Source organism: Vibrio sp. 1CM23M (genome assembly GCF_023161755.1).
In the GTDB taxonomy this organism is placed as follows: domain Bacteria; phylum Pseudomonadota; class Gammaproteobacteria; order Enterobacterales; family Vibrionaceae; genus Vibrio; species Vibrio coralliirubri.
Genome location: NZ_JALNTR010000004.1, coordinates 124,757 through 149,020, shown reverse-complemented (window position 1 = coordinate 149,020; position 24,264 = coordinate 124,757). Strand labels below are relative to the sequence as shown.

Annotated in this window: 26 protein-coding genes; 9 read left to right on the top strand and 17 right to left on the bottom strand. The window is 44.3% G+C overall.

From position 1 onward, the window contains the following. The first annotated feature begins 78 nt into the window (after nucleotides 1-78). The gene (treB, locus tag MSG35_RS14940; protein ID WP_122082233.1) at nucleotides 79-1,503 is read left to right on the top strand and encodes a PTS trehalose transporter subunit IIBC; all 1,425 of its coding nucleotides are present in this window, start codon (nucleotides 79-81) and stop codon (nucleotides 1,501-1,503) included. A 141-nt stretch (nucleotides 1,504-1,644) separates the two neighbouring features. Next, nucleotides 1,645-3,330: an alpha,alpha-phosphotrehalase gene (gene treC, locus MSG35_RS14935; RefSeq protein WP_248384448.1), complete on the top strand. Its 1,686-nt coding sequence runs from the start codon at nucleotides 1,645-1,647 to the stop codon at nucleotides 3,328-3,330. 145 nt (nucleotides 3,331-3,475) lie between these two features. On the opposite strand, the gene MSG35_RS14930 is transcribed toward treC, so the two are convergent. The 3 genes from MSG35_RS14930 to MSG35_RS14920 form a co-directional block, all read right to left on the bottom strand. Then, nucleotides 3,476-4,390: a hypothetical protein gene (locus MSG35_RS14930; RefSeq protein WP_248384447.1), complete on the bottom strand. Its 915-nt coding sequence runs from the start codon at nucleotides 4,388-4,390 to the stop codon at nucleotides 3,476-3,478. A 102-nt stretch (nucleotides 4,391-4,492) separates the two neighbouring features. Continuing rightward, on the bottom strand, nucleotides 4,493-6,058 hold the full coding sequence (locus MSG35_RS14925) for a winged helix-turn-helix domain-containing protein (RefSeq protein ID WP_248384446.1): 1,566 nt from the start codon (nucleotides 6,056-6,058) through the stop codon (nucleotides 4,493-4,495). A gap of 82 nt (nucleotides 6,059-6,140) precedes the next feature. Then, a complete protein-coding gene (locus MSG35_RS14920; RefSeq protein WP_017060757.1) occupies nucleotides 6,141-6,743 on the bottom strand; it encodes a YitT family protein in 603 nt (200 codons plus the stop codon). A 347-nt stretch (nucleotides 6,744-7,090) separates the two neighbouring features. On the opposite strand from MSG35_RS14920, the gene glyA reads away from it, so the two are divergent. After that, the gene (gene glyA, locus MSG35_RS14915) at nucleotides 7,091-8,341 is read left to right on the top strand and encodes a serine hydroxymethyltransferase (protein WP_048612231.1); all 1,251 of its coding nucleotides are present in this window, start codon (nucleotides 7,091-7,093) and stop codon (nucleotides 8,339-8,341) included. A 342-nt stretch (nucleotides 8,342-8,683) separates the two neighbouring features. Here the strand turns inward: glyA and MSG35_RS14910 are convergent, their stop codons facing one another. The 6 genes from MSG35_RS14910 to tsaA all read right to left on the bottom strand — a co-directional run bounded on the left by MSG35_RS14910 (nucleotide 8,684) and on the right by tsaA (nucleotide 13,200). After that, the gene (locus MSG35_RS14910) at nucleotides 8,684-9,010 is read right to left on the bottom strand and encodes a hypothetical protein (RefSeq protein ID WP_248384445.1); all 327 of its coding nucleotides are present in this window, start codon (nucleotides 9,008-9,010) and stop codon (nucleotides 8,684-8,686) included. 232 nt (nucleotides 9,011-9,242) lie between these two features. Then, nucleotides 9,243-9,434 carry a DUF4250 domain-containing protein gene (locus tag MSG35_RS14905; RefSeq protein WP_010436438.1) on the bottom strand — a complete coding sequence of 64 codons (192 nt, stop codon included), beginning with the start codon at nucleotides 9,432-9,434 and terminating at the stop codon, nucleotides 9,243-9,245. Nucleotide 9,435: 1 nt separating this feature from the next. Then, nucleotides 9,436-9,639, bottom strand: coding sequence for a YaeP family protein (locus MSG35_RS14900; RefSeq protein WP_008222923.1), 204 nt, complete (start codon nucleotides 9,637-9,639; stop codon nucleotides 9,436-9,438). 168 nt (nucleotides 9,640-9,807) lie between these two features. Then, nucleotides 9,808-10,497, bottom strand: coding sequence for a tellurite resistance TerB family protein (locus tag MSG35_RS14895; protein WP_017086220.1), 690 nt, complete (start codon nucleotides 10,495-10,497; stop codon nucleotides 9,808-9,810). Between the two features lie 190 nt (nucleotides 10,498-10,687). Continuing rightward, nucleotides 10,688-12,403, bottom strand: a complete 1,716-nt coding sequence (locus MSG35_RS14890; RefSeq protein WP_019821597.1) for a proline--tRNA ligase — start codon at nucleotides 12,401-12,403, stop codon at nucleotides 10,688-10,690. Between the two features lie 101 nt (nucleotides 12,404-12,504). Beyond that, entirely contained in the window at nucleotides 12,505-13,200 is a 696-nt protein-coding gene (tsaA, locus tag MSG35_RS14885; RefSeq protein ID WP_248384444.1) for a tRNA (N6-threonylcarbamoyladenosine(37)-N6)-methyltransferase TrmO, read from the bottom strand. A gap of 124 nt (nucleotides 13,201-13,324) precedes the next feature. Between tsaA and MSG35_RS14880 the strand changes: the two genes are divergently transcribed. The 3 genes from MSG35_RS14880 (at nucleotide 13,325) to MSG35_RS14870 (ending at nucleotide 15,686) form a co-directional block, all read left to right on the top strand. Continuing rightward, entirely contained in the window at nucleotides 13,325-13,585 is a 261-nt protein-coding gene (locus MSG35_RS14880; protein WP_009847432.1) for a type B 50S ribosomal protein L31, read from the top strand. A 1-nt stretch (nucleotide 13,586) separates the two neighbouring features. Beyond that, on the top strand, nucleotides 13,587-13,712 hold the full coding sequence (gene ykgO, locus MSG35_RS14875) for a type B 50S ribosomal protein L36 (RefSeq protein WP_004734365.1): 126 nt from the start codon (nucleotides 13,587-13,589) through the stop codon (nucleotides 13,710-13,712). A gap of 387 nt (nucleotides 13,713-14,099) precedes the next feature. Continuing rightward, nucleotides 14,100-15,686, top strand: coding sequence for an AbgT family transporter (locus MSG35_RS14870; protein ID WP_048606691.1), 1,587 nt, complete (start codon nucleotides 14,100-14,102; stop codon nucleotides 15,684-15,686). 128 nt (nucleotides 15,687-15,814) lie between these two features. On the opposite strand, the gene MSG35_RS14865 is transcribed toward MSG35_RS14870, so the two are convergent. From MSG35_RS14865 to MSG35_RS14845, 5 genes are all read right to left on the bottom strand, one after another. After that, complete coding sequence (locus MSG35_RS14865; RefSeq protein WP_248384442.1) at nucleotides 15,815-16,744, bottom strand: hypothetical protein; 930 nt, start codon at nucleotides 16,742-16,744, stop codon at nucleotides 15,815-15,817. Between the two features lie 9 nt (nucleotides 16,745-16,753). Next, nucleotides 16,754-17,917, bottom strand: coding sequence for a BamA/TamA family outer membrane protein (locus MSG35_RS14860; protein WP_248384440.1), 1,164 nt, complete (start codon nucleotides 17,915-17,917; stop codon nucleotides 16,754-16,756). Nucleotides 17,918-18,105: 188 nt separating this feature from the next. Next, entirely contained in the window at nucleotides 18,106-18,861 is a 756-nt protein-coding gene (locus tag MSG35_RS14855) for a MipA/OmpV family protein (protein ID WP_248384438.1), read from the bottom strand. Nucleotides 18,862-18,979: 118 nt separating this feature from the next. Further along, on the bottom strand, nucleotides 18,980-19,423 hold the full coding sequence (locus MSG35_RS14850; protein WP_009847429.1) for a YaiI/YqxD family protein: 444 nt from the start codon (nucleotides 19,421-19,423) through the stop codon (nucleotides 18,980-18,982). Between the two features lie 70 nt (nucleotides 19,424-19,493). After that, a complete protein-coding gene (locus MSG35_RS14845; protein WP_061038722.1) occupies nucleotides 19,494-19,781 on the bottom strand; it encodes a hypothetical protein in 288 nt (95 codons plus the stop codon). A 768-nt stretch (nucleotides 19,782-20,549) separates the two neighbouring features. On the opposite strand from MSG35_RS14845, the gene MSG35_RS14840 reads away from it, so the two are divergent. Then, complete coding sequence (locus MSG35_RS14840) at nucleotides 20,550-21,068, top strand: GNAT family N-acetyltransferase (RefSeq protein WP_048612224.1); 519 nt, start codon at nucleotides 20,550-20,552, stop codon at nucleotides 21,066-21,068. Here the strand turns inward: MSG35_RS14840 and MSG35_RS14835 are convergent. Both MSG35_RS14835 and MSG35_RS14830 read right to left on the bottom strand, forming a co-directional pair. Further along, the gene (locus MSG35_RS14835) at nucleotides 21,034-21,342 is read right to left on the bottom strand and encodes a DUF3301 domain-containing protein (protein WP_017060748.1); all 309 of its coding nucleotides are present in this window, start codon (nucleotides 21,340-21,342) and stop codon (nucleotides 21,034-21,036) included. The two genes, MSG35_RS14840 and MSG35_RS14835, sit on opposite strands and share 35 nt — an antisense overlap. 84 nt (nucleotides 21,343-21,426) lie before the next feature. Further along, the gene (locus MSG35_RS14830; protein ID WP_248384436.1) at nucleotides 21,427-22,467 is read right to left on the bottom strand and encodes a DUF3549 family protein; all 1,041 of its coding nucleotides are present in this window, start codon (nucleotides 22,465-22,467) and stop codon (nucleotides 21,427-21,429) included. An 87-nt stretch (nucleotides 22,468-22,554) separates the two neighbouring features. Between MSG35_RS14830 and MSG35_RS14825 the strand changes: the two genes are divergently transcribed. Further along, the gene (locus tag MSG35_RS14825; protein WP_248384435.1) at nucleotides 22,555-22,869 is read left to right on the top strand and encodes a YqcC family protein; all 315 of its coding nucleotides are present in this window, start codon (nucleotides 22,555-22,557) and stop codon (nucleotides 22,867-22,869) included. Beyond that, nucleotides 22,869-23,618 carry a tRNA pseudouridine(65) synthase TruC gene (truC, locus tag MSG35_RS14820; protein ID WP_004734355.1) on the top strand — a complete coding sequence of 250 codons (750 nt, stop codon included), beginning with the start codon at nucleotides 22,869-22,871 and terminating at the stop codon, nucleotides 23,616-23,618. The genes MSG35_RS14825 and truC overlap by 1 nt, the downstream gene beginning before the upstream one ends. A gap of 125 nt (nucleotides 23,619-23,743) precedes the next feature. Here the strand turns inward: truC and MSG35_RS14815 are convergent, their stop codons facing one another. Further along, complete coding sequence (locus tag MSG35_RS14815; protein WP_004734354.1) at nucleotides 23,744-24,127, bottom strand: DUF3461 family protein; 384 nt, start codon at nucleotides 24,125-24,127, stop codon at nucleotides 23,744-23,746. Nucleotides 24,128-24,264: the final 137 nt, after the last annotated feature.

The window sequence follows — 24,264 nt, the reverse complement described above, 5'->3', positions numbered from 1 at the left end:
TTCCCATAAATCTAAGTCTGAGTGATTATAGCTTGCATGGTTTAGATGAGTAATTGAATGAAACCAGGGTGGGGTAGTATGAGTAAGATAGCGAAGCAAGACGTTGCGCGTCTTATCGAGTTAGTCGGTGGTAAAGACAACATTGCGAGTGTCAGCCACTGTCTGACTCGACTGCGTTTTGTATTGAACGATACGGAACAAGCGAACAAAGCAGAATTAGAGAAGCTTAAACTGGTAAAAGGCTGCTTTACGAACGCAGGTCAATTCCAAGTCGTGATTGGCACCGAGGTTGATGAGGTGTACGCACTTCTGATTGAGCAAACTGGTAAAGATGCATCATCAAAAGATGAGGCGAAGTTGGCTGCTCGTCAAAATATGAACTTCCTTGAGCGTGGTATCTCCCATTTAGCCGAAATTTTCGTACCACTGCTGCCTGCCATCATTACTGGTGGTCTGATTCTTGGTTTCCGTAATGTGATTGGCGACATTCGCATGTTCGACGGCAAAACCCTCGTTGAAATCAGCCAATTCTGGGCAACTGTTCACTCTTTCTTATGGCTGATTGGCGAAGCGATTTTCTTCTTCCTACCGGTTGGTGTGTGTTGGGCGACGGTTAAGAAGCTTGGCGGAACCCCTATTTTGGGTATCACGCTCGGTGTGACCTTGGTTTCCCCGCAATTGATGAACGCTTACATGATAGGTAAATCGGTACCTGAGGTGTGGGACTTTGGCCTGTTCGTGATTGAGAAAGTCGGTTACCAGGCTCAGGTGATCCCTGCGATGTTAGCGGGTGTGGCTTTGGCGTTCATTGAAACCAATCTTAAGCGCATCGTCCCAGCTTACTTGTACCTAGTGGTTGTGCCATTTGTATCGATTATTTTGTCTGTGATTCTAGCGCACGCTTTCATTGGCCCATTCGGTCGTATGTTAGGCGATGGTGTGGCATTCGCGGCCAAAGCGGCAATGACAGGTGACTTTGCGATTCTTGGTTCAGTGGTATTCGGCTTCCTTTACGCACCTTTGGTTATCACGGGTATTCACCACACAACCAACGCCGTAGATCTGCAACTGATGCAAGACTTAGGCGGCACGCCAATCTGGCCTTTGATTGCGCTATCAAACATTGCACAAGCATCGGCAGTAGTGGGCATCATTATTTTGAGCAAGCGTGAAGGCGAACGAGACATCTCGGTTCCTGCAGCAATCTCAGCCTACTTAGGCGTAACAGAGCCTGCGATGTACGGTATTAACCTTAAATACAAATTCCCAATGCTGAGCGCAATGATTGGTAGTGCTGTTGCAGCCGCAATCTGTGGTAGCGCGGGTGTGATGGCGAATGGTATCGGTGTTGGCGGCTTGCCGGGCATCCTATCGATTCAACCTCAATATTGGTCGATTTACCTAGTCGCGATGCTGGTGGCGATAGTACTGCCTATCACGTTAACACTGTTCTTCTACAAGCGAGCCCAATCAAAGGGTGAGTTAGAAACCGCGAACGCGTAATGCATTTAATAAGCGATGACTCCAATGTGAGTTATCGCTTTTTCTCTTAGTTATAGCTTTTTCTTTTAGTTATAACGGCTATTCGACCATGATTTGCATGGTGATTTTTATTTTATATTTTCTGGTAAGTGAGTGTTAGAGATGGCGATGACTGAACGTGATGAAAGCTGGTGGAAAACCGCAACCATCTATCAAATCTACCCAAAGAGCTTCTGTGACAGTGGCAGTAAGGGTACTGGCGACATCAAAGGGATCATTTCGAAACTGGATTACCTCAAACATTTGAGTGTCGATGCGATTTGGCTAACCCCGGTTTACGCATCTCCTATGATCGATAATGGTTACGATATCTCAGACTACTACGCGATTAATCCTCAATTCGGCACCATGGAAGACTTCGACTTACTGCTGTCTGAAGCGCACCAACGTGGTATCCGTATCGTGATGGATATCGTGGTAAACCACACTTCGACAGAGCATGCATGGTTTCAATCTGCTTTGGGCGACAAAAACAGTCCGTACCGCGATTATTATATCTGGAAAGATCCAGTAGGTGGCCAAGCACCAACGAACTGGCAGTCTAAGTTCGGTGGTAATGCATGGGAATTAGATGAGGCGACAGGGCAATACTTCCTACACTTATTCGCCAAAGAACAGGCTGATTTGAACTGGGAGAACCCGGTTGTACGTGAAGAAGTGAAAGACGTTATCAGCTTCTGGGCTGAAAAGGGCGTTGACGGTTTCCGCTTGGACGTGATCAACCTGATTTCAAAGCAGCAAGATTTCTCTAATGATGATATTGGTGATGGTCGTCGTTTCTATACCGATGGCCCACGTGTGCACGAATATCTGAAAGAGATCAGCGAAGCAGTGTTTCAGAAGTACGGTAGCGTGACCGTCGGCGAGATGTCTTCAACCACGTTGGAACACTGCCAGCAATACTCAAACATTGATAACAGCGAGTTATCGATGGTATTTAACTTTCACCACCTTAAGGTTGATTACACCAATGGTGAGAAGTGGACTAATGCTCCGTTTGACTTCTTGCAGCTCAAATCGATCTTCAATCACTGGCAAACAGGATTGAACGGCAAAGGTTGGGGCGCACTATTCTGGTGTAACCACGACCAACCAAGAGTGGTGAGTCGCTTAGGCAACGATCAGCAATATCGCGTTGAATCAGCCAAGATGCTAGCCGCTTCTGTGCATATGATGCAAGGCACACCTTATATCTATCAAGGTGAAGAGATTGGCATGACTAACCCTGGCTATACTGAAATTAGCCAGTATCGTGATGTTGAGAGTACCAATATGTACGACATCATGGTGAACCGTGATGGTGTGGCTCATCAAGATATGATGGCGATTTTGGCGCAGAAGTCTCGAGATAACTCTCGTACACCAATGCAATGGAACAGTGAGCCTTACGCAGGATTCTCACAAGCTCAGCCATGGCTTGATGTAGCGAATAATTACTCTGAGATTAACGCCGAGCAAGCGCTTGAAGATAAAGACTCTGTTTTTTACTTCTATAAGAGTTTGATTGAGTTACGTAAACAAGTGCCAGTGATTACGGATGGCAGTTATCAAGACCTACTGCCTGAGCACTCATCAATTTTTGCGTATGCACGTCAGAACGAAGGGCAGACTTTGCTGTGTATTAACAACTATTATGGTGAAGAGGCAGAATGCGTTTTACCGGAACGTTTTGATATGACTAAGGCGAAGAGTTTGTTGTCTAACTATCAACAAGCGAACACTTCAGTTGCATTACATCATCAAGTGTTACGTCCTTACGAGACTCGTATTCTCTTGATTGAAGATTAGCCTCGTTACTATTTCAATAAACCTAATTCTCAGTTCCCCCTAAAGATTTAGGTTTGAACAAAGGCTTTGGAGTGCTCCCCAAAGCCTTTTTTATTGTTTTTAGCTATCAGCAGTTACGCTCAGGTTCAGTGAATCTAAGTCAGGGCTAGTTAATCGAAGTCAGTACCGCTGCTGATTCTTCGATCGTAGATTGTTCTACAGACATCAATTCAATCTGTTCAATTAAGCCGATGCTAGGGTTGAACCAGCGCTCTGATGACGTGCCGAACTCTGCAGAGTCGATCGTATTTGTACAAAATGTGAGATTGTATGTGTTTATCTCTGCGAGCTTAGCCGCTTCGATCAATTTATCAGAGATCTTGAAGTTCTTACGTTCGCCTGTTTCTTCAATCTGTTGCTTCCACGTGACTAGACATGAGGCGTCAGTTGGAAGGTTTGATACCCACGAGGTGTCTTCAAAGTCATTCAGCATATTAGCGATTGCCGCACCATCTAACCTTACTTGTAGTGAAACCGTCTCCTCACTGATATCAATTATTGGGTCGCTCTCTTTTACGTCTGTCCCTTTCAATCGGAACAGTGGGCTGCTGTACATCATTCTTGTGATGTATTGGTCGCCAATCAAGTAAGCTTTGGTGATTTCGTGTAGACCGCGGTCAGGACCTGCAAAATAAATGCTGCCACCTTCTTGTGTACCTTCAACATTCGTCATAATGTCTTCAGAAACATAAAATTCGGAGATACCGAAATTGATCAGATCATTGATGATTTGGGTAAGATTTTCATTATCGGTTTCTTCCTCTAATGCATCGATGACCTGCTCACCACTTAACGGCATGTAGTTCATTGTCATCACGCCTTCAGTCTGACCATCTTTGGTAAATGAGTAGCTCAATGTTGTTTCTGGTTTAGGGGCAAATGCAGAGTTCGCTATCGGGTAGTCAACCTGACTGCTTGGCCCTTTGTTACCACCTGTTGAACCAGAAGAAGAACCGCCTCCGCCGCCACAACCATAAAGAGCAAAGAGAGAAGCTGTTAGCAGCGTCATGGATTTTTTCATATTGAACATTCCTAAAGTTGGAAGCCCTTGATGGGCTCGATGTTTTTAGGAATGCTATTGTTTGAAGAGTAAATAGGGCAAAAAACGAAGTTACATAAAACCTTAATTTATATTTAAGTTATTTATTTTAAACGATTTTTTATTTTGCCCTGAAATCTGTTGCCCAACAGCCGTGCAGTAATTAAGCATTAAGCTTTCCCACTGCTTTATGATCAGAGGCTCTTTAACGCTTAGCTTCAAGCTCTTCCAAGGTTGTAGGCAGGTCGATTTGGATTCAGGTTTAGATAGTCGAGCGAACAGATCTTCAGATGGAACCACTCTTAATAACGCAACCAGAGACTCCATGTAGTTCAGGCGGAATTTCTCCATGTTGCTTTGCTTATAAGCAATGTGAGAAACCATCATATAAACCAACGCATTTTCGATCGTAGAGTTTCCTGAGGTATTGGTCAGGAATTCTTTTGCGGTTTGTAGGTCTCTCAGTTTGAAATGAATGATACCAAGCCACAGTTTGAGTTCGTCCGGTAGTAACTTAAACCGAGTCTGAACAAGATTGGTGAACGCAATGAGCTTTTTCTGATCCGTTTCAAATAGAGCAAGTTGTCGTGCAATCAGAGTAGACGTCATGGTGTTGAGCTCGATGCCATCAAACGTGATGGTTTTTCCACTCAGCAATTCACTGACTTCGGTATTATCGACGGACCATTCTGGCGACAACGGTGCGGGCAGAGCAAAGTAGTTAGCCAACTCTCGGTTGATCTCCATAACGCTGCTGCTGATATTATTAACATCAATAGAGTAAACCCCACCAAACGCTAACTTCCCTGAGTTTGGGTAAATCAGGCTTATTTTAGCGACAAGGCGTTTATCTACTTCTTGATCCTTCAGCTGAATGTTAAGCAGGTAATCACTGGTACGCATGTTCTTTGCGCCCGGAAAGAAGGGAGAGCTATCTATAGGGTCAAGGAAGTAGCTTGGCGCATCTTGGTTAGCAAGATCGGTGTAGGCGTATTCAATCTGCTGTTGAAGTATTAATGCTTTTACGACTTTTCGGTATTTTCTGGAATTATCGCCAATGGCATCCAATCGATTCAGGAGAAGTTCCACCTTAGGAATCAATCGTTGGTCGCGTTCGACTTCAGAAGCACGAGTCGAAGATTGCCAAAGCATATAACCCATTACCGCAGTGCTGATCAGTAAAACCAAAGACACCACAACAAGCCAAGGGTTAACTGGATTGGAGCCCAATCCTTTTTGGCTGGTTGGAGATTCTATGGCGGTATCATCCGCTTCGGTATCAGGGGAAGCCGCAGCAAAGCTAACCGAACTTGGGTTAAGGAAATAACCCTTGCGTGGATAAGTCACCAGTATTTTGGTCGCGTCGCTATCTGGTAGGTTTTTTTGAAGTACTGAACGTAAGGTACTGATTCGGTTTGTCAGAACATTTTTAGAAATGAAGTTACTTTGCCATACAGATTCAATGATGTGCTCAGCAGCGAGCGGTTCTCCCACGCTAGTCAGAAACAGTTCGAGTAATTCAATAGAACGAGGTTCTAAATCGATGACCTGCTCGTCGCAACTTAAGACTCGAGTGTTGGGGTTGAATTCCAAGCCTTCAATATAAATAGAGGCTTGTTGGTCTTTGGCGCTAGAGAGGTAATCTTGCATAGAAAAGGCGACGGTTTATAAAACCTAAATTCTAGCTGTTTTTGTTATTAAAAACAGCTAGTAATTCACAGGGTGATTGGTATTAAGACGCGTAATTCACCGAGTAGCGAGTTGGTTTGTGGTTCATTGCCAATACGATGTTCAATACTGCGGTGCCTAATACAGATACGGCAATCACCCAAGGCGACACGAAGAAGAACGATGCAAACAGAATACATGCATCAATACCCATTTGAGTTTTGCCTACCGAGATACCGTAGCGGTCTTGGATAAACAAGCACAGTACGTTGAAGCCACCCAGACTTGAGCGGTGACGGAATAGGATTAGCATACCTAAGCCCATTAATAAGCCGCCAGCAACAGCACAATAGATCTCGTTATGAACTTCTAGCGAGATAACTAAGTATAAATGATCGGCAAACACAGATACTAAAGCACCAGAAATCGCACTGCTAATAGCAAAGCTACGGCCGAATCGTTTCCATGCTAATAAATAGAATGGGCAATTGGCAACAAAGTACAAAATACCAAAGGTTACAGGCAAGAATTGACTCAAAAGCAGAGCCAAGCCAGTAGTGCCACCGGTAAGCAGGTTCGCTGACTGTAAAAAGAAGACGCCTAACGCCACTAAAAACGTGCCAGTGAGAATCGCTACCCAATCTTCTTTACGTGAGTGTTTTTCCATCGTTTTTATAATTACCTAACCAATAAAGGCGTGCATAGTAGAGAAAAACCTTAGCTTTCGGTAGCTTGAGGGGCAAAATTAAGGTAAACCTATGTAATCTGCGTTTTACAGGGTGTAAAGCGTAAAATTGACAGTAAGCGTCATCTTTGGTTGGATAAGCTAAATAACCATGATGAATCTTATATGTGATTATGAAAAAACTGCATGATAAAATTGCAATTAGCTCTTTATGACCTAGATCAAATTATGTAGAATGCGTCACATCAAAACGGTGACGAAAACGTTTGCTTTCGGTCGTTGTGTGGTTTTTTTGAAACTTTCAGTACAATCTGAGTCAGGAGATACAGATGCTTAAGCGTGACATGAACATTGCTGATTACGATGCGGATCTATTCGCAGCTATCCAAGAAGAAACTCTTCGTCAGGAAGAGCACATCGAACTTATCGCTTCAGAAAACTACACAAGCCCACGTGTAATGGAAGCTCAAGGTTCTCAACTTACAAACAAATACGCTGAAGGCTACCCAGGTAAGCGTTACTACGGTGGTTGTGAGTACGTAGATAAAGTTGAAACTCTAGCAATCGAACGTGCATGTGAACTGTTTGGCGCTCAATACGCAAACGTACAACCTCACTCAGGTTCTCAAGCAAACAACGCTGTATACATGGCACTACTGAATGCTGGCGATACTGTTCTAGGTATGAGCCTTGCACACGGTGGTCACCTAACTCACGGTTCTCCAGTAAACTTCTCTGGTAAGCTTTACAACATCATCCCTTACGGTATCGATGAAGCAGGTCAAATCGATTACGAAGAGATGGAAGCGCTAGCTATCGAGCACAAGCCTAAGATGATCATCGGTGGTTTCTCAGCTTACTCTCAAGTTTGTGATTGGAAGCGCATGCGTGAAATCGCTGACAAAGTAGGTGCTTACTTCTTCGTAGATATGGCTCACGTTGCTGGTCTAATCGCTGCAGGCGTTTACCCGAACCCAGTTCCACATGCTCACGTTGTAACAACGACAACGCACAAAACGCTTGCTGGTCCTCGTGGCGGTCTTATCCTTTCTAACGAAGGCGAAGATCTTTACAAGAAACTAAACTCAGCAGTATTCCCAGGCGGCCAAGGTGGCCCTCTAATGCACGTTATCGCTGGTAAAGCTGTAGCGTTCAAAGAAGCTCTAGAGCCAGAGTTCAAAGAATACCAAGCTCGCGTAGTTGCTAACGCAAAAGCAATGGTTGCTGAATTCCTAGCACGCGGTTACAACATCGTTTCAGGTTCAACAGAGAACCACCTGTTCCTAGTTGACCTAATCGACAAAGACATCACAGGTAAAGAAGCAGATGCAGCACTAGGTGCAGCGAACATCACTGTGAATAAGAACTCTGTACCAAACGATCCACGTAGCCCTTTCGTTACTTCAGGTATCCGTATCGGTTCTCCTTCTATCACTCGTCGCGGTTTCTCAGAAGCTGACGCGAAAGAGCTAGCAGGTTGGATCTGTGACATCCTAGATAACATGGGCGATGAGTCTGTTATCGAAGCAACGAAAGCAAAAGTATTAGAGATCTGTAAGCGTCTACCTGTTTACGCTTAATTTTTCTGCGTAGAGTGAACGAATTTCTGTGTCGCACATACTCATTTGCTAGCGCAAACTTCGTGTGAGCTCCTTGAACTTCGCTCCTCTACTTTGAAAAAGAGTTTAAAAGGTCCCTTCTGGGGCCTTTTTTGTTTTTGAGGTACTACGTTCTTGAGCATGCTCACTTACATCCGTAAGCTCCGCGTGCTCTCCTAGAATGTCAAACGACTACTTTGAAAAATGACGATATTAGAGGCTCCTTTATTGAGGCCTTTTTTGTTTTTGAAGATTGGTTATTGCGGGTACTAAAAAAGGGCTGATGCTTGCACATCAACCCTTTGTGGTTTTCTTATGTTGGTTTTACTTTCTGATGCTAAGCAGGGTGCCAGACTTACACTTGAATGAGTAATAATGACGGCTCTCGTTGAATTTGCCTAAGCCTTCGCCGTCACAGTAATCGATATTGATATCACGCATCACGTCTAGCGTGTCTTCGTTGTTTAAAGCGAATTTAGAGCCATCAGAGCAGACAATGCGTACTCTTTCATCATGGCTTACTGAGTAAATATCGACTTCGGTGTTACACAGCTCAAAAGAGGCTTCACGAAAATTGTCTTGCTGTGTATTTGAAGCGCAACCTGCAGTCAGTGTTGCAGCGAAAACTGCCAAAAGTCCGAGTCTTTTCATTGTTAATCCTTCGCTGTCATCAGATTGGGTGATGAGTTTTATAGACCATTTCAGGTAGCCTATACAACAATACGCTTTGGTTCAAGGAGAGTTCGTTGACTCTAAGATATAAAAGTATAGATGTAGACAGATAATTTATAACTGGCTAACTACATGTTTATCCGATACGTATCACCAATAAAAAAGACCAACACTGAGGTTGGCCTTTCAAAATCAAGCGTGTTCTAAATGACTATCGAAACTGTTTGGCTTCTGGAAGGAATTCAAAACCAGCCGACGCAAGTTTAGCGATCAATGCTGCTTTGTCGATCTCGTAGAAGTTGACCACTCGATCCAAATCACCGCCGAAGTCGTCACGTAGCTTCATATTGACGATACTCATCAACATTACAGGATCCATTTTTTCAAAATTAGCGAGGTTCATATTAGTCCTCGAAATCTGAGATCAGTAGGTTTGCAGCGGCAAATGCTGCACGCTCACGCGCTTCTTTAGGAAGAGATTCATCTGCAGCAAGGTCATTCAATGTTTTTACCGCGCAGGTGATCGCTTTAGGGATATAGCCTTGGTCGCCACTGCCAATTTGAGAATACAGTTCACGCACCAAATCACAACAATCGTATACTTTCATTTTTATACCTAACCAAATGATAACTGATCTCAATATACACATAGAGATAAGCAAAAACAAAGTGGATCTGATTAAGTTCAGAGTTAGTTTGTTCTTGCTCAATATCTCATTCTGTTGATGCTCAACGTATCACTTTGCTAGCTTGCCGATTAGCCGGATATTGACTGCTTAACCAGAGATTTGCTGTTCAAGTTGATAAGTAACTTCATCTGCAAGGTTGAGTTGCTTGGCTAACTCTTTGAGGTAGGCCTTCTCCATGAAGTTTTGTTCATCCGCTACAATCAAAGACGCTAAATAGATCTCACTCGCTTGTTGAGGTGAGGTTGCGAGCTGAGCGATTTCGCTTGGATCGAGCGGTTTGTGCAGCTCTTCAGAGACCAATTTGGTCAGTTGATAATCGGCACCCATGTTTTCGACGGCTTGTTCGATCTTGGCCATCTCTTCTTCATCAACATGACCATCCGCTTTGGACGCTGCAATCATCGATCTGAGAATCAGCACGCTATGGTTTGAGTCGTTCTCATCAAACTGAGCTTGTTCGGCATTCGGTGTTTGGCCTTGTTTAGACTGATAGTCGTTGTAGACCTTATAAGCGAGAGCGCCAAGTGCTGCTGCGCCACCAATGCCAGCGGCTTTCTTACCCATTTTCTTGGTTTTCTTCGAGCCCATTAACGCACCTAACAGTCCGCCGCCAACTGCGCCAGCACCGAAGGCTCCGAGTGTACTTTTACTGCTACTCTTGCCATTGCTGCCTTGAGAAAGGCCACTTAAACTTGAAGACCCTTGTGAAAGTTTCTGAGTGCCTTGTTTTACGAGATCTGATTTAAGTGCTTGGTTCAGTAAGCTTTTGATATCCATCGATACCTCCAATGGTGAGCATGTCCAAAAAGTTGATGACACCAATATACGGATTTGAAGATGAACAGGGGATTAACTTACGTTATTTACTCTAGGGATAAATAGAAGGGAGTTTGAAGGGAAACGACAGACATAAAAAAGGCCACCTAATGGCAGCCTTTCAATGTTTATCTAGTCAGTAATCGGATTACTAAGCTAGTTGAGCTTTAAGGTGCTCGATAACCGTGTCCATTGCGATAGCTTCTTTATCACCAGTACGACGGTTTTTGTATTCGAAGTTGCCTTCGTCCATGCTGCGATCGCCGATAACGATAGTGTGAGGGATACCCACTAGCTCGATATCTTTAAACATAACACCTGGGCGCTCTTTACGGTCATCGAATAAAACTTCGATACCCATAGCTGTTAATTCAGCGTATAGCTTCTCAGCTGCTTCTTTAACGCGCTCAGATTTGTGCATGTTCATTGGTACGATAGCAACTTGGAACGGCGCTAGTGCGTCTGGCCAAGTGATGCCGAATTTATCGTGGTTTTGCTCGATAGCAGATGCAACAACACGTGAAACACCGATACCGTAACAACCCATTTCTAGGATTACGCTTTTACCATCAGGACCAAGCACGTTACAGTTCATTGCTTTAGAGTAAGTATTACCTAGTTGGAAGATGTGACCAACTTCGATACCACGCTTAAGTTGGATAGTACCTTGACCACATGGGCTAAGGTCGCCTTCAACAACGTTACGTAGGTCTTCAACTTGAGCAAGCTCAACGTCACGACCCCAGTTGATGCCGAAGTAGTGCTTACCGTCTACGTTTGCGCCAGCGCCGAAGTCACTCATTACAGCAACAGAGCGGTCAACGATGAATGGTAGCTCTAGGCCAACAGGGCCAAGTGAACCAGGACCAGCACCAACAAGTGCACGGATTTCTTCTTCAGAAGCCATCTCTAGCGGAGAAGCAACTTGTGGAAGGTTCTCTGCTTTCACTTCGTTAAGCTCGTGGTCACCACGGATGATTAGCGCGATGATATCAGCGTCTACTTCATCAGAAGCTTTAACGAATAGAGTCTTAACTGTCTTCTCGATTGCTAGACCGTGTTGCTCTACAAGTTCTGCGATTGTTTTTGCGTTTGGCGTATCAACCAGTTCCATCTCTTGAGTTGGCGCTGCCGCTTCAGTCGTTGGAGCTAGTGCTTCTGCTTTCTCGATGTTCGCTGCGTAATCAGATTCAGAAGAGAATGCGATTAGGTCTTCGCCGCTTTCAGCAAGAACGTGGAATTCTTGAGAGCCGCTGCCGCCGATTGCGCCAGAGTCTGCCAATACTGGACGGTACTCAAGACCCATGCGGTCGAATGCTTTACAGTAAGCATCGTGCATCGCTTGGTAAGACTTTTCTAAGCCTTCTTTATCGATATCAAAGCTGTACGCATCCATCATCGAGAATTCACGTGCACGCATTACGCCAAAACGAGGGCGGCGCTCATCACGGAATTTAGTCTGGATTTGGTACAGGTTTAGAGGTAGCTGTTTGTAAGAGCTGATCTCGTTACGTACTAGGCTCGTTACCACTTCTTCAGCTGTTGGGCTAAGAACAAACGGGCGAGAGTGACGGTCTGTGAAACGAAGTAGCTCAGGACCCATCTTTTCAGAACGGCCAGTCTCTTCCCAAAGCTCAAACGGTTGAACTACGGGCATCAAGATTTCAACGGCACCTGCATTATCGATCTCTTGGCGAACGATATTTTCGACTTTACGCAGTACACGTAGACCAGTAGGTAGCCAAGTATATAAACCTGAAGCTAGCTTACGGATCATACCTGCACGTAGCATCAGCTGGTGGCTGATAACTTCTGCGTCGTTTGGAGTCTCTTTCAGAGTAGAAAGAAGGTAGTTACTGGTACGCATTCTATGGTATCCGTTTCATCATTGATAAAAGAAAACTTGCTGTCGTTCGTAACCACAGCAAATCTGATATAGCCGTATATAATATCAGCCTATTTGGGATCTCAAAAGCGTTCAATGTCAGTTACATTGATGAAAAACGTTTCAACCACGAATTTCACGTTAAGATCGAACAAATTTACCGCATATTCCTTGTTGTCAGGCTTACCTTTCTTATAGGCAGGGCGAGGATCTTGGCCTAATACTTCTTTGATCACCTGAATGATATGGCGCGCCTTAGGGTGACCAGACAGCTTACTTTGGGCTTGTTGCGAGAAGTTAACGTCGAGCACTGCTGGTTCATCTGCGGCAAACCCTCCTCGTGCATCGGGAATTGAATCCGAGTAGGGGATATAAGGTTTGATGTCGATGATCGGTGTGCCGTCAACGAGATCAACACTGCCCAAGTCCAACCAAGTTTGTCCCTTTTCTTGAGATACACCTTTGAGCTCAACCGCGGACATACCCATTCCATTCGGTCTGAATGTGGCACGAGACGCGAATACACCAATACGTTCGTTCCCGCCAAGGCGAGGTGGCCTCACGGTTGGTTTCCATCCTGCTTCAAGGTTCTTATCGAACAAAAACAACAACCACACATGGCTAAATTGTTCAATATCACGAACAGACTCAAGGCAGTTCGCTGCTTCAACTAGCCTGACTCTTGAGGTAGAAGTGGGTACTAACCTAGGCTGCCTTGGCACGGCGAACTTCTCTTTATAAGGAGACTCAATAAAGCCAACAGGTTCAATGGTGTACATAGTAAGGTGTTCTCTGGTTTCAGTTAAGACGGAAAAATATCATAAAATCACTTGTTTTTCTTTTGATAATAATTATCATTTGATATGTTATAACATATCAAGCTAGTCATTTAAGGGAAATACAATGAAACCGAATATCCATCCAGATTACCGTCCCGTGGTTTTTCATGACACCAGTGTCGATGAGTACTTCTTAATCGGCTCAACGCTAAAAACAGACCGTACTATCGAATGGGAAGACGGCAATACTTATCCTTACTTCACGATTGAGGTGTCGTCAAAGTCGCATCCTTTCTATACGGGTAAACAACGAGTGCTACATAAAGAAGGACGTGTTGCGAACTTCACTCGTCGTTTTGGTCAATTAGGTAAGGGAGCGAAATAGAATGAAAGTTGTGAAATCACTTAAAAGCGCGAAAAGCCGCCATCCTGATTGCCAGATAGTAAAGCGCAGAGGTCGTCATTATGTTATCTGCAAAACCAATCCGAGATTCAAAGCGGTTCAGAAATAGTCAGTCAAATTGATGTGACGCGAGTGTAAAAACGAGGGGAAAGTCAAACTTCATTCATTTGTCTGTTTTTCTTTTCCCTCGAGAAGAACCTAGCAGAATATTGCGTATTAACTTAGAGTATGGCGTGTTTTATTTTCAAGTGAATCAATGGGTTATATTATCAGTTATATTTGTAGTGAATGTGTATTTGTGAATTATAAATCTAGATTTTGTATTTAATGTAGATTTATTTGCTAATTAATTGTTCAAATAGAGTTAAAAATCGTCGATTGTTACACATTTTGTAACATTTTGAATTTCTAATTGATAATTTTGTCGCGTACCCTTCGCTGGCAATTTGAACATTTTTGTCACAATTGCATAGGAATCACTACAAGGAGGGAACTGATGAGTTCATCAGCTTCAATAAAAAACAACTCGCCAAAGAAACCTATTTTTACCCGTTTTCTCGATGGTGTTGAATATTTGGGGAACCTATTACCCCACCCGATCACTCTTTTCGCAATCTTCTGTGTCGCTATTCTAGTTACTTCAGGTATCGCAGGATATTTTGATGTGTCTGTTATGGACCCTCGTCCAGAAGGTGCTCCAGGTCGTGCTGCTGACGGCATGATCTACGTTGTAAGCTTACTTAATGCTGAAGGCTTACAGCTCATTGTTACTAATCTAGTGACAAACTTTGTTGGCTTTGCGCCATTAGGTACCGTGCTTGTTGCAATGCTAGGTGTAGCGATTGCTGAGCACTCAGGTCTATTATCTGCGGCGATGCGTGGCATGGTAATGGGCGCATCTAAGCGCATGGTTACGGTAACCGTAGTTTTTGCTGGTATTATCTCTAACACGGCTTCAGAGCTTGGTTATGTAGTACTTATCCCGCTTGCAGCAATGCTTTTCCACTCTTTGGGTCGTCACCCATTAGCAGGTCTAGCGGCAGCATTTGCTGGTGTATCTGGTGGTTACTCTGCAAACCTTCTAATCGGTACGGTTGATCCACTGCTTTCTGGTATCACAGAAACAGCAGCACAAATGATCGACCCGACTTACAGCGTTGGTCCTGAATCAAACTGGTACTTCATGTTTGTTTCTACTTTCTTCATCGCGATTACAGGTGCATTTGTAACTGAGAAGATTGTTGAACCAAAACTGGGTAAATACAATGACGAAGAAGCGTCTGAAGATTTATCAAATGATTCAATGGGCAAGCTAACAGACGTTGAAAAGAAAGGCCTTAAGCTTGCGGGTATCGCAGTGCTAGCGGTTTCAGCGCTTCTTGCTTGGACGATTGTTCCAGCTGATGGTGTTCTACGTTCAGCAGCAGGTACGGTTTCAGGTTCTCCATTCCTGAAAAGTATCGTAGCGTTCATCTTCGTATTCTTCGCAGTTCCTGGTTTTGTTTACGGTAAAGTTACCGGCACAATGAAAACAGACCGTGATGTAATCAATGCAATGTCTAAGTCTATGTCTTCAATGGGCATGTACATCGTACTTGTGTTCTTCGCTGCTCAGTTTGTTGCTTTCTTCAAGTGGACTAACTTCGGCCAAGTATTCGCAGTTGCAGGTGCTACTTTCCTACAAGATATCGGCCTAACGGGTCCAATGTTGTTCTTCGCATTCATCCTAATGTGTGGCTTCATTAACCTGATGATCGGTTCAGCTTCTGCTCAGTGGGCAGTAACAGCGCCAATCTTCGTTCCAATGCTAATGCTAGTTGGTTACGCGCCTGAAACGATTCAAGCGGCTTACCGTATCGGTGATTCAACAACCAACATCATTACGCCAATGATGAGCTACTTCGGTCTTATCCTTGCTGTCGCGACGCGTTACATGAAGAACCTAGGTATCGGTACTCTGATTGCAACTATGCTTCCATACTCAATCGTATTCTTGGTTGGTTGGAGCTTAATGTTCTACGTTTGGGTATTCGTATTTGGCCTACCAGTAGGTCCAGGTGCTGCAACGTACTACACGCCTTAGTCTTAAGGTTTAGATTTGTCTGTAGATGACTTGTTCCTAAAGACAACTCTTGCTGACAGATAGCTCTCTTATAGAGAACAAAAAAACCTGCGTTTATCGCAGGTTTTTTTTCGTTATGCCAACGGGAACTAGTAGGAGTAAGTCATGATGACATTGACGATTTTTCTGCCCGGGCCGCCAATGAACTCAAGGTTTGCTCCGTAAGTTTTTGTGATATTCCAATTTGCTCCGATTATCGCAGAGTAGTCTTCTGCGCTTTGTTGAGATAATTGATACGACAACCCCTCGACACCTAACGCGTTGTTTTCTTGCGTTAAGCCTTCGCTGTGCATGTAAGCGGCACCCACATAGGGGAAAATGTTACCCCAGTTTTCAGTTTGAATAAGTTGGCCAACTCGAGGGCTGAACAACATGGTTTTGGTATTGGTACGCTCATCGTCGGTGCGAGAGTGCGTCATACTGGCTGGAAGCACATAAGTGAAATCCCCAACCTGACCGACAATATTCATCGAAAACCCCCAGTTTGTGCCTTCCACATCCGGGTAAAACTCTGGGGTACTGACGGATTCTTTAGCGCAAGTGGGCAACCTTGGGTGATTATCGCAAGCTTTAAAGATTGAGGTCGGTATTTCAGCTGTTAATTGTGTACCACCCGAGAAACGCCCAACATGTACGCCCATTTGTAAGAAAGGAAACACCCAAGCCGCTGCGCGCAGCTGCATGCTTTTGCTCTCGATTTCAGGATCGCCAAATGACACCTGCGAAAGATCGTATCTGTCTCCTAAATCTACGTCGCCAACTTGCACGCCCAAATCATACATTTCGATATTTTGCGCAGAAGCGTTACCAATGAATGAAATAGAAAACGGTAGAGGCAGGGCATAACCGAGATCAATGGCCTTTTGAGCATGAAAAGGTAAAGCGTGTTCCCACTTCTTATTGAGCTTCTGCTGTGTTTCGGCATCAGGAAAATCGACTCGTGCACTTTCCTCTGCCCAACTTGGTGTCGAGCCGATAGCCAATGCGACAACCGCACTTAACGTTATAAACTTTGTCATTGTGACCTCTTAAAACGCTTCGTTGATCGACAGGTAAAGGCCTTGTGCATCATTGGAGCCAAAGCCGAGGTCGACACGAACGTTCATACGAGGTTGGAGTTCATAACGATAGCCAACGCCATAGCTGTAAATTTTATCCTGATACAGGTCATTGGTGTTTTCAGCCGTTGTTGCGAGACCAGTCCACATCGTAAAGCCGTGTTTGGTGTAATCACCATTGCTCATAAATGACTGGCGATACTCCACGGTGTGCTCGACGCTGTGCATATCACGGTAGCGTCCGTAATAGATGCCACGCATGGAATCTTGGCCGCCAAAGGTTGGCAGTTCGTAATAGGGAACATCGCCTGCGCTGAAGTTTGCAGTATTGAGAAAAGCCAAGGTGGAGCCTTTGATTGGTGTCCAGTACAGACGGTAATCGGCTTCAGCTTTTTCAAAATTGGAATCACTGCCAAAGTTGTCTTGGTAGCTCGCATATTCAAGGCTCAGAAACTGACCTTGACGTGCATTTACTGCGATGTCGCGGGTATCCCATTGTAAGGCTACACCGACCCCTAGCGTGAAGGGGTTATCTTGACCGTAGATAAAATCGGTATCTTGAGCGACGTTTGATGAAATAGATTCTTCAATCGCCTTTTTGTACTGCAGGCGAAGTATTGGCCCTAAGTAAATGTTGTTACCCAAGTGCATTCCGAGATCAGCGTTGTAGGTGACGAAGTCATAGTCGACTAAGTTCTCTTCATCTTTACCGTTATTGGCCCCTGACTGATAACCAGTACCGAAATAGTACAAGCTTTGTTTGCCCATCGACAATTGGCCGAAGTAGCGCAGTTTATTCTGTGGAGAAAATATTTTTTGTTTAGAGCGAACACCAAAACCGACGCCGCTATCCATCTCATTGGCGATACCCACTAATGTAATGGAAGATCGTTGAGTTTTACTCGGTTGTTCAGGTGTCGTGTTAAATGAGTACAATCCACCGATGGCAAGCATAAATCCAGTTTCTGGCATGTAAGCCGGGCCCCCAAGCAGTGAAAATAATCCGCTATCTTTGTTGTCTGGTGTTGAGGGGAGAACGGTATCTTCTTGTGCTAAAGAAGTAGAAGAGAATCCAAGGAGCAGGGAGCAGATCCATTGCAACGAGCCAAAAATAGTCGTTGTTTTACGTAGCATGGTGCACTCATGTGTTCACTAAAAGAGGGAGTATCCATGTCTGCGCTACGAGGAGGTAATGATCCGTTTCAATATCTGATATGTGTTAAGTGTATATCGTTGTTGGGATAAGGCTTGGAGCACCATCTTGATCGATTTCAAAATGGTGCATGTAAAATAGGTTGGCTCGTTTATTTGGACGAGTAAACTCATAATCCGGCGAAACGATAGGTAACCCCAAATTCAAATGACCAGCCTAAATCTCGTTGTATCAAAGCGCTGTCGCTGTCGTGATGAATTAAGTCTGCTCGAGCGATACCAATCCAAGTTGGCGTGAACTCATAGAGCCCGATCAACCCCGCTTGATAAACAAACGTCGACTCCGTATCAAACTGGTTTAGTCCCGAGGCAGAAGCTTCGGTGTTAGAAATACCATAAAGGTGATTGGACAGTTTCTTGTCACGATAATCGATTTCTAGGTAGGGCGTAATGGTGAATGGCTGCGTCCAGGTTTCTAATGTTCTGCCTAAGTGAAGCTGAACTTCGTAGCCGCTATGTTCTGAAGTCACATCGTGTAAGTAGGTAAGTCGTGCGCCTACCGTACCTAACGTTATCCCCAGCTCTCCATTACCATCTCTGTCTTGAATGCCATTAGGTAGGTCCACAAAAGTGTCTGACACCTCAGCAAAGCGCCAATTTCCAGATAGCCCTACGTAAGGGAGCAGTTGCCAATTGGCTAAGCTGCCATCAATAAAGCCTTTTGGGCCTGAGTAGAATAGGTTGGGTGTCGCGCCAAATTGAGGGGCACTTTTAGTGGAGAAAACACTTTCACCATAGGTGATGCTGCCTCCGATGATTCCGAACTCTTTATTAGCAAGGTCTTCACCAGCAAAGTTTTCATCGGCAAAGGAAGGTTGAGTGCTGCAAAAAAGAATGGATAGCGAGAGGGTGATTCGACGAACCATAATCAATACTCCGTTATTGTAATAAATATCAAGAACGGAGTATGTCGATTAAAATTTCATCGGGGCTACAGCTATTAAGAAACGACGATCAAAGGTTTCGTCGTTAGGAAGGCTGTGGTTAACGTTTGGCTAGCAGGCGATCGAGGTGGTTGGCAAACTCACGACGGTCGGTTTGAGAAAGGGCACTTGGTCCACCCGTTTGGATGCCACTTGAGCGCATGGTATCCATAAAGTCACGAATGTTCAGACGCGCTTTGATGGTCTCTTTGGTGTAAAGCTCACCACGAGAGCTGAGGGCTTGCCCACCTTTGGTGATCACTTCGTCAGCCAGAGGGATATCGGATGTAATCACAAGATCGCCGGGTTCAGTGCGCTTTACGATTTCATCATCAGCAATATCAAACCCGCTTGGCACTTGAATTGAGTGAATGTTATTGCGCTTAGGAACGGGAACCAGATGGTTTGCCACAAAGGTACATTCAACCCCTGTGCGCTCAGCTGCGCGTACGATTGTTTCTCGGATAACCTTTGGACAAGCGTCCGCATCAACCCATATCTTCATAGTGTTCTATTTCTCTGTTAGCTTATTTATCGGTCAACTTATTGAACTGTTGTCTTATTGACCAGTTAACTTATTGCTCAGATAACTTGGCTTCAAGTATGGCTACGCGAGCAGTGAGTTCAAGGATTTGCTTTTCCAGTTGGCTAACACGATCAAGTGCCGGCTCTTCTTGTGTCGCGACTTCAACTTTAGGAACGCGATTTGCGCTTTTCCAGCTCTTGATAGTCGTGATTAAAGCGGGCATCGGAACGGATGTGCTCATACGAGCCTTAACTAAAGCAACTGTCGGCTCTTTCCCTTGCGCTTGCAGTCCTTCAAGCACTGATTTCAACTCTTCAGAAACATCTTTTGTCAGCATGTTGACCTCCATTTTTAGTCTTTGGTCATTTTACTCGCTCTAGTGAATGATAGCGAATCATAAAACCGCCCATGGCTTGTGAGAGATCTCTTACAAAGGCTGTGAGATAACACGAATACATCGCTAGAGAGATTGATGTGCATATAAATAAGTTGTTGAATTTCATTGGTTTTATATAATTAACAACTTTCTTGAATTCAAAATGTGATGCAAATCTATTGTCCGAAATCCTAAATCGCGTAAATTAAACCTCGTCGGAAGGATTCTGACACGGAACAGGAAAGCACCAAGGATTTGGTTATCTTCAGGATGAAGATTTGGTTACTTAGGATTGAGTGATCAAGCATGGAGCGTAAGGACATTGTAGGGATACAGTCAGTTAACAGGAAGTTAGCTGCAACGGAATGACAATGGACACCTTTAGGATTAAAGGGTTGGATTAGCATCAGGACGATGTAAAGGACACCGCTCACGGAACAAGTGATGTGCGCTAACTAGGATTGTTAGCTTTCAGGATGATTGGACACCGCTAGGACGGCGAAGTAAAGGAAAGAGCTGAAGGATTACAGCCACTATTATGGATGATGCATGGAGCATTAATTAGTAGCCGGACTGCTGCGAGTAAGACCCTAGCCCTGACACTTCGGTGTCGGGGCTTTTCTTTTTCTGAGGCTTTCTCTGTCTAGGAGGCTCTTTTTAATCGAGAGCTTTTTCATCTAAGAGCGCAACATCTGCTTTTCTGCTAATGGTCAACACAAGGAGTGTTTTATGACGATAGCAACCTCAAGAACGCTGTTGGTACCTTATACTGAACAGCTAGAACTCGACTTTATCAAGTTAAATTGCTGCCCCATTAATCGCGCTGAAATGAATGGGCCTCACTCTGTCGCTTCTGCGAAGCATCTTTTTCAAGAAATACTGCAAGATAACGTTGGCTTCTGCCGCGCGATCATCCACAACCAAACCCGCGAATATCTTGGACATGTCTTTGTTTCATCGGAAAAGGGTAAGCATGAACTTGGCTTTATTTTGGATAAAGAATATTGGAATCAAGGTTTTGCTAGTGAGGTACTAAAGCCTTTCTTTAGTTTAGTGCGTTTTGAAGAGCGCCTAACGAATGTTGTTGCGACTGTGAATGTCGGCCACAACCCATCGATTAAGCTATTAGAAAAATTAGGCTTTGCATTTAAAGAGACCAAACAAGATCAGTTTGGCCCTTATCATGAATATCGTTATACCGAGTATTGCGACGTTACATTCTATGAGGCTGTAGCTCAAACCGCATAGAACGGAAACCCACCATGGTCAGTTTCCCTTGGTACAGGTCATCACCCAACGCTGAAAACTCAAATTGATACACGGTGTGCCAGCGCCAAATGGTGGTGAGCTCATGGCGCATCTTAAGTTTATGACCACTAAAGGCAACACTTAATAGCTGTAGGTCGAGCTCTTTACATTTTCTCGCAATGGCAGCTTTCGCAAGCTCGGATTGCCTGCGCTGCTGCCAAAACAGAAAGCAAAAGAAGCACAGCATCAAAATAGCCAATAAGTTATCTATCATTTAATCCATACTTCCTTTTATCTCTCTATTCCGTTCGTGATTTGAGCTTTTTCTTATGAGCTACTGAGCTGTTATGTCTGGTATCTATTGCGACTTAGCCGCTTGTTGTAATTCAACAAGTGCATTGGCAAGTTCTGGTGATGGGTTCGAATTCAACAACGGCAAAAATACCATTCTTAGTGTCGGAATCATCACTAAATCTGCAAATAACTGATTGAACAGGTTCTGGTTGCCTGTTTGTGCGAGGCGTAACAAGAATTGCTCAGCAATCGATGGATCTTGCAGTGCGTGCCAGCTACGACCAGCCAAACCAATTAACACCTCTTGATGGCTTAAGCGTGGGCTCGCCAGTACTTGGTTAATTATGGAATTCGTTGTGCTTTGCTCGGCGCCAGAAAGGGCACGTACCAGTGCTGACAGTAAGAACAGATCTGGCTCTTGACTGTTAATCTCATTCTCTGCCATTTCTTGTAAGCGTTGAGCGAGCTTGTCATTGATTTGCGTGTGCTCAAGTGCCCCAAGTGTCGCGTATAGAGGTTCTGAAGGTAGTTTATTCAATGCTTTGCGAATCGCGACACCGTTTTGCTGGCTGCCTAAGCGAGCACACATATCAGTGATGCCTTGTAGGCCAACGGTTTTCCAGTTGTCCCAACCGAGTTCGCCTGTGAAGTAGTGTTGAGCGTGTTCGTAGTATTGGCTCGTTGCAAGGTCTAAACCTGCTCTTACTTGGCTATGGAACACGGCCATTTTGTCTTCTGAAGGCTTGAAGGTATATGGGTTGTTTGACAGCTTTTGTTGTTGCTCTTCGCTGATCTCACCGTTCAAACGTGTGCCCATCGCTTCGATAACAAACTTAAGGAAATTGCCGACATCACCTTGATGTAATAGGCCTCTTTCGTCCAGTTTGAATTTTAGGAACCAGATCCACGGTTGTTTGTGTTCGTTCCAGTAACTAATCGCTAAGTGAGCTTGTTTCTGAAGTGGAAATGGGTACGGCTGTTTCCCTTGCTCAACATCAGAGAATAAGGTGTTGTCGATCTTCTGAATACGGCGACCTAGGTCGTAGATATCGTATTGGCAACCGCTATTCTTTAGTAACTGAGTGAGCGTGTGAATCGTTTCCATAGTAATAAAGCTCCTAACTTTCTTTCCTAAATAGATGGTACTCTATGCCCCAATTTCAAGGTCACTAGATAAATAACTTGGTGAAAAATGACAGCAGCCACAAAGTTACCTCTTTTACTTCAACAATTAGAACAACAAATGCGCCAATGTTCCCTATGGAGTACGCTTCCGCCTTCGGATGAAGCTTTGGCGAGCGTTGAACCTTTTGCTATCGATTCTCTAAAACCAGAAGAGTGGTTGCAGTGGATCTTTATCGTTAAGATCAACGCAATGATGGATGCGAAAATGGCGCTACCGAAGGGCTTTGCTATCCATCCGTATTTTGGTGAAGTGTGGAAAAATGAGGCAGACAAAGTCGAACTGCTAGTGACAATTCAGAGCATTGATGAGGTATGCGCGTAATGTTAGAGATCATTTATCAAGATGAGTATTTTGTCGCGGTGAATAAGCCCGCTGGCATGCTAGTGCATCGCTCATGGCTGGATAAACACGAAACGCAATTTGTTATGCAGACATTGCGCGATCAAATTGGTCAGCATGTATTTCCATTACACCGTTTAGACAGACCGACATCGGGTGTGTTGGTATTTGCCCTATCGAGTGAGGTTGCTTCACAGGTGATGCCGATGTTCGCTAACCATGAGATGCAAAAAACCTATCATGCGATTGTTCGTGGTTGGATAGAAGAGGGCGACACGCTCGATTATGCACTCAAAGTTGAGCTGGATAAGATCGCAGACAAGTTTGCAAAAGAAGATAAAGAACCACAAGAAGCTGTCACCGTTTACGAGCCGTTAGCGAAAGTCGAAGTGCCGTATTCAACAGGTCGTTTTCCTACCAGTCGTTATTGCTTAGTTGAGATGATGCCGAAGACAGGACGTAAACATCAGCTGCGCCGTCACATGGCTCATCTAAGACATCCAATCGTTGGCGATACTTCACATGGTGATGGTAAGCACAACCGACTGTTCCGCGATGATTTAGATTCGCACCGTTTGTTGTTGCACGCTTCTGAGTTGCGTTTCATTCATCCTTTTACAAAGAAAGAATTAGTAATGAAGGCCAGCCTAGATGAAACGTGGCTAAGGTTGTTTGAAACCTTTGAGTGGGATACCAGCTTGGTGAATGCTGAAGTACGGTCGTCTAAGTAAAGACTAGGCGTCTAGTAAACATAGAAAATAGAATAAAAATAAAGGGCTGATAGTGATATCAGCCCTTTTTGTGTCTATGCAATCTTAGCGGTAAAACTAATGTTAGTTAGTCGCTCATCGCGGGATCATTTCAGCTTTTCTAGATCGGCTTCGATCTCTGCGATCTTACTTGATACAACCTTCTCTAAGTGGCGTAAGTCGGTAAGGATCTTCTGCTTCACATCCACCTCAGCCGTTGGCGTCGGTTTGGTGATCTTGTTGAGTTCATCAATCACAAGAGTGAGGTTGCGGTTAATCTCGGTCACTTCTTTGTATTGATTATTGCCGCCGCTAACAAGCACACTTTTTACTTGTCGTGGGTACTTAAACTTAACGCTTTTCGCGAACAGTTCACCTTTCTGCTTACGAAAGTAAATCTTCAGGATATCTTTGTGCGCTTCTTGGCGAAGGGAGTAACGTTCAATCTGTTTAGGTTCGTGGATACCTAAGCCAGTGAGGTTTGGATACATAAGCGACCTCTAGGTTATGAATGTAATACTTTTATGTAATTGACTTGATCAATGTAGCAGCCTAACGACGAGCTAGATAGTTGATATCTGTGAATTGATTGTAAGTTGTGGGCAAGATCGCTCTCTATCTTTGCCCA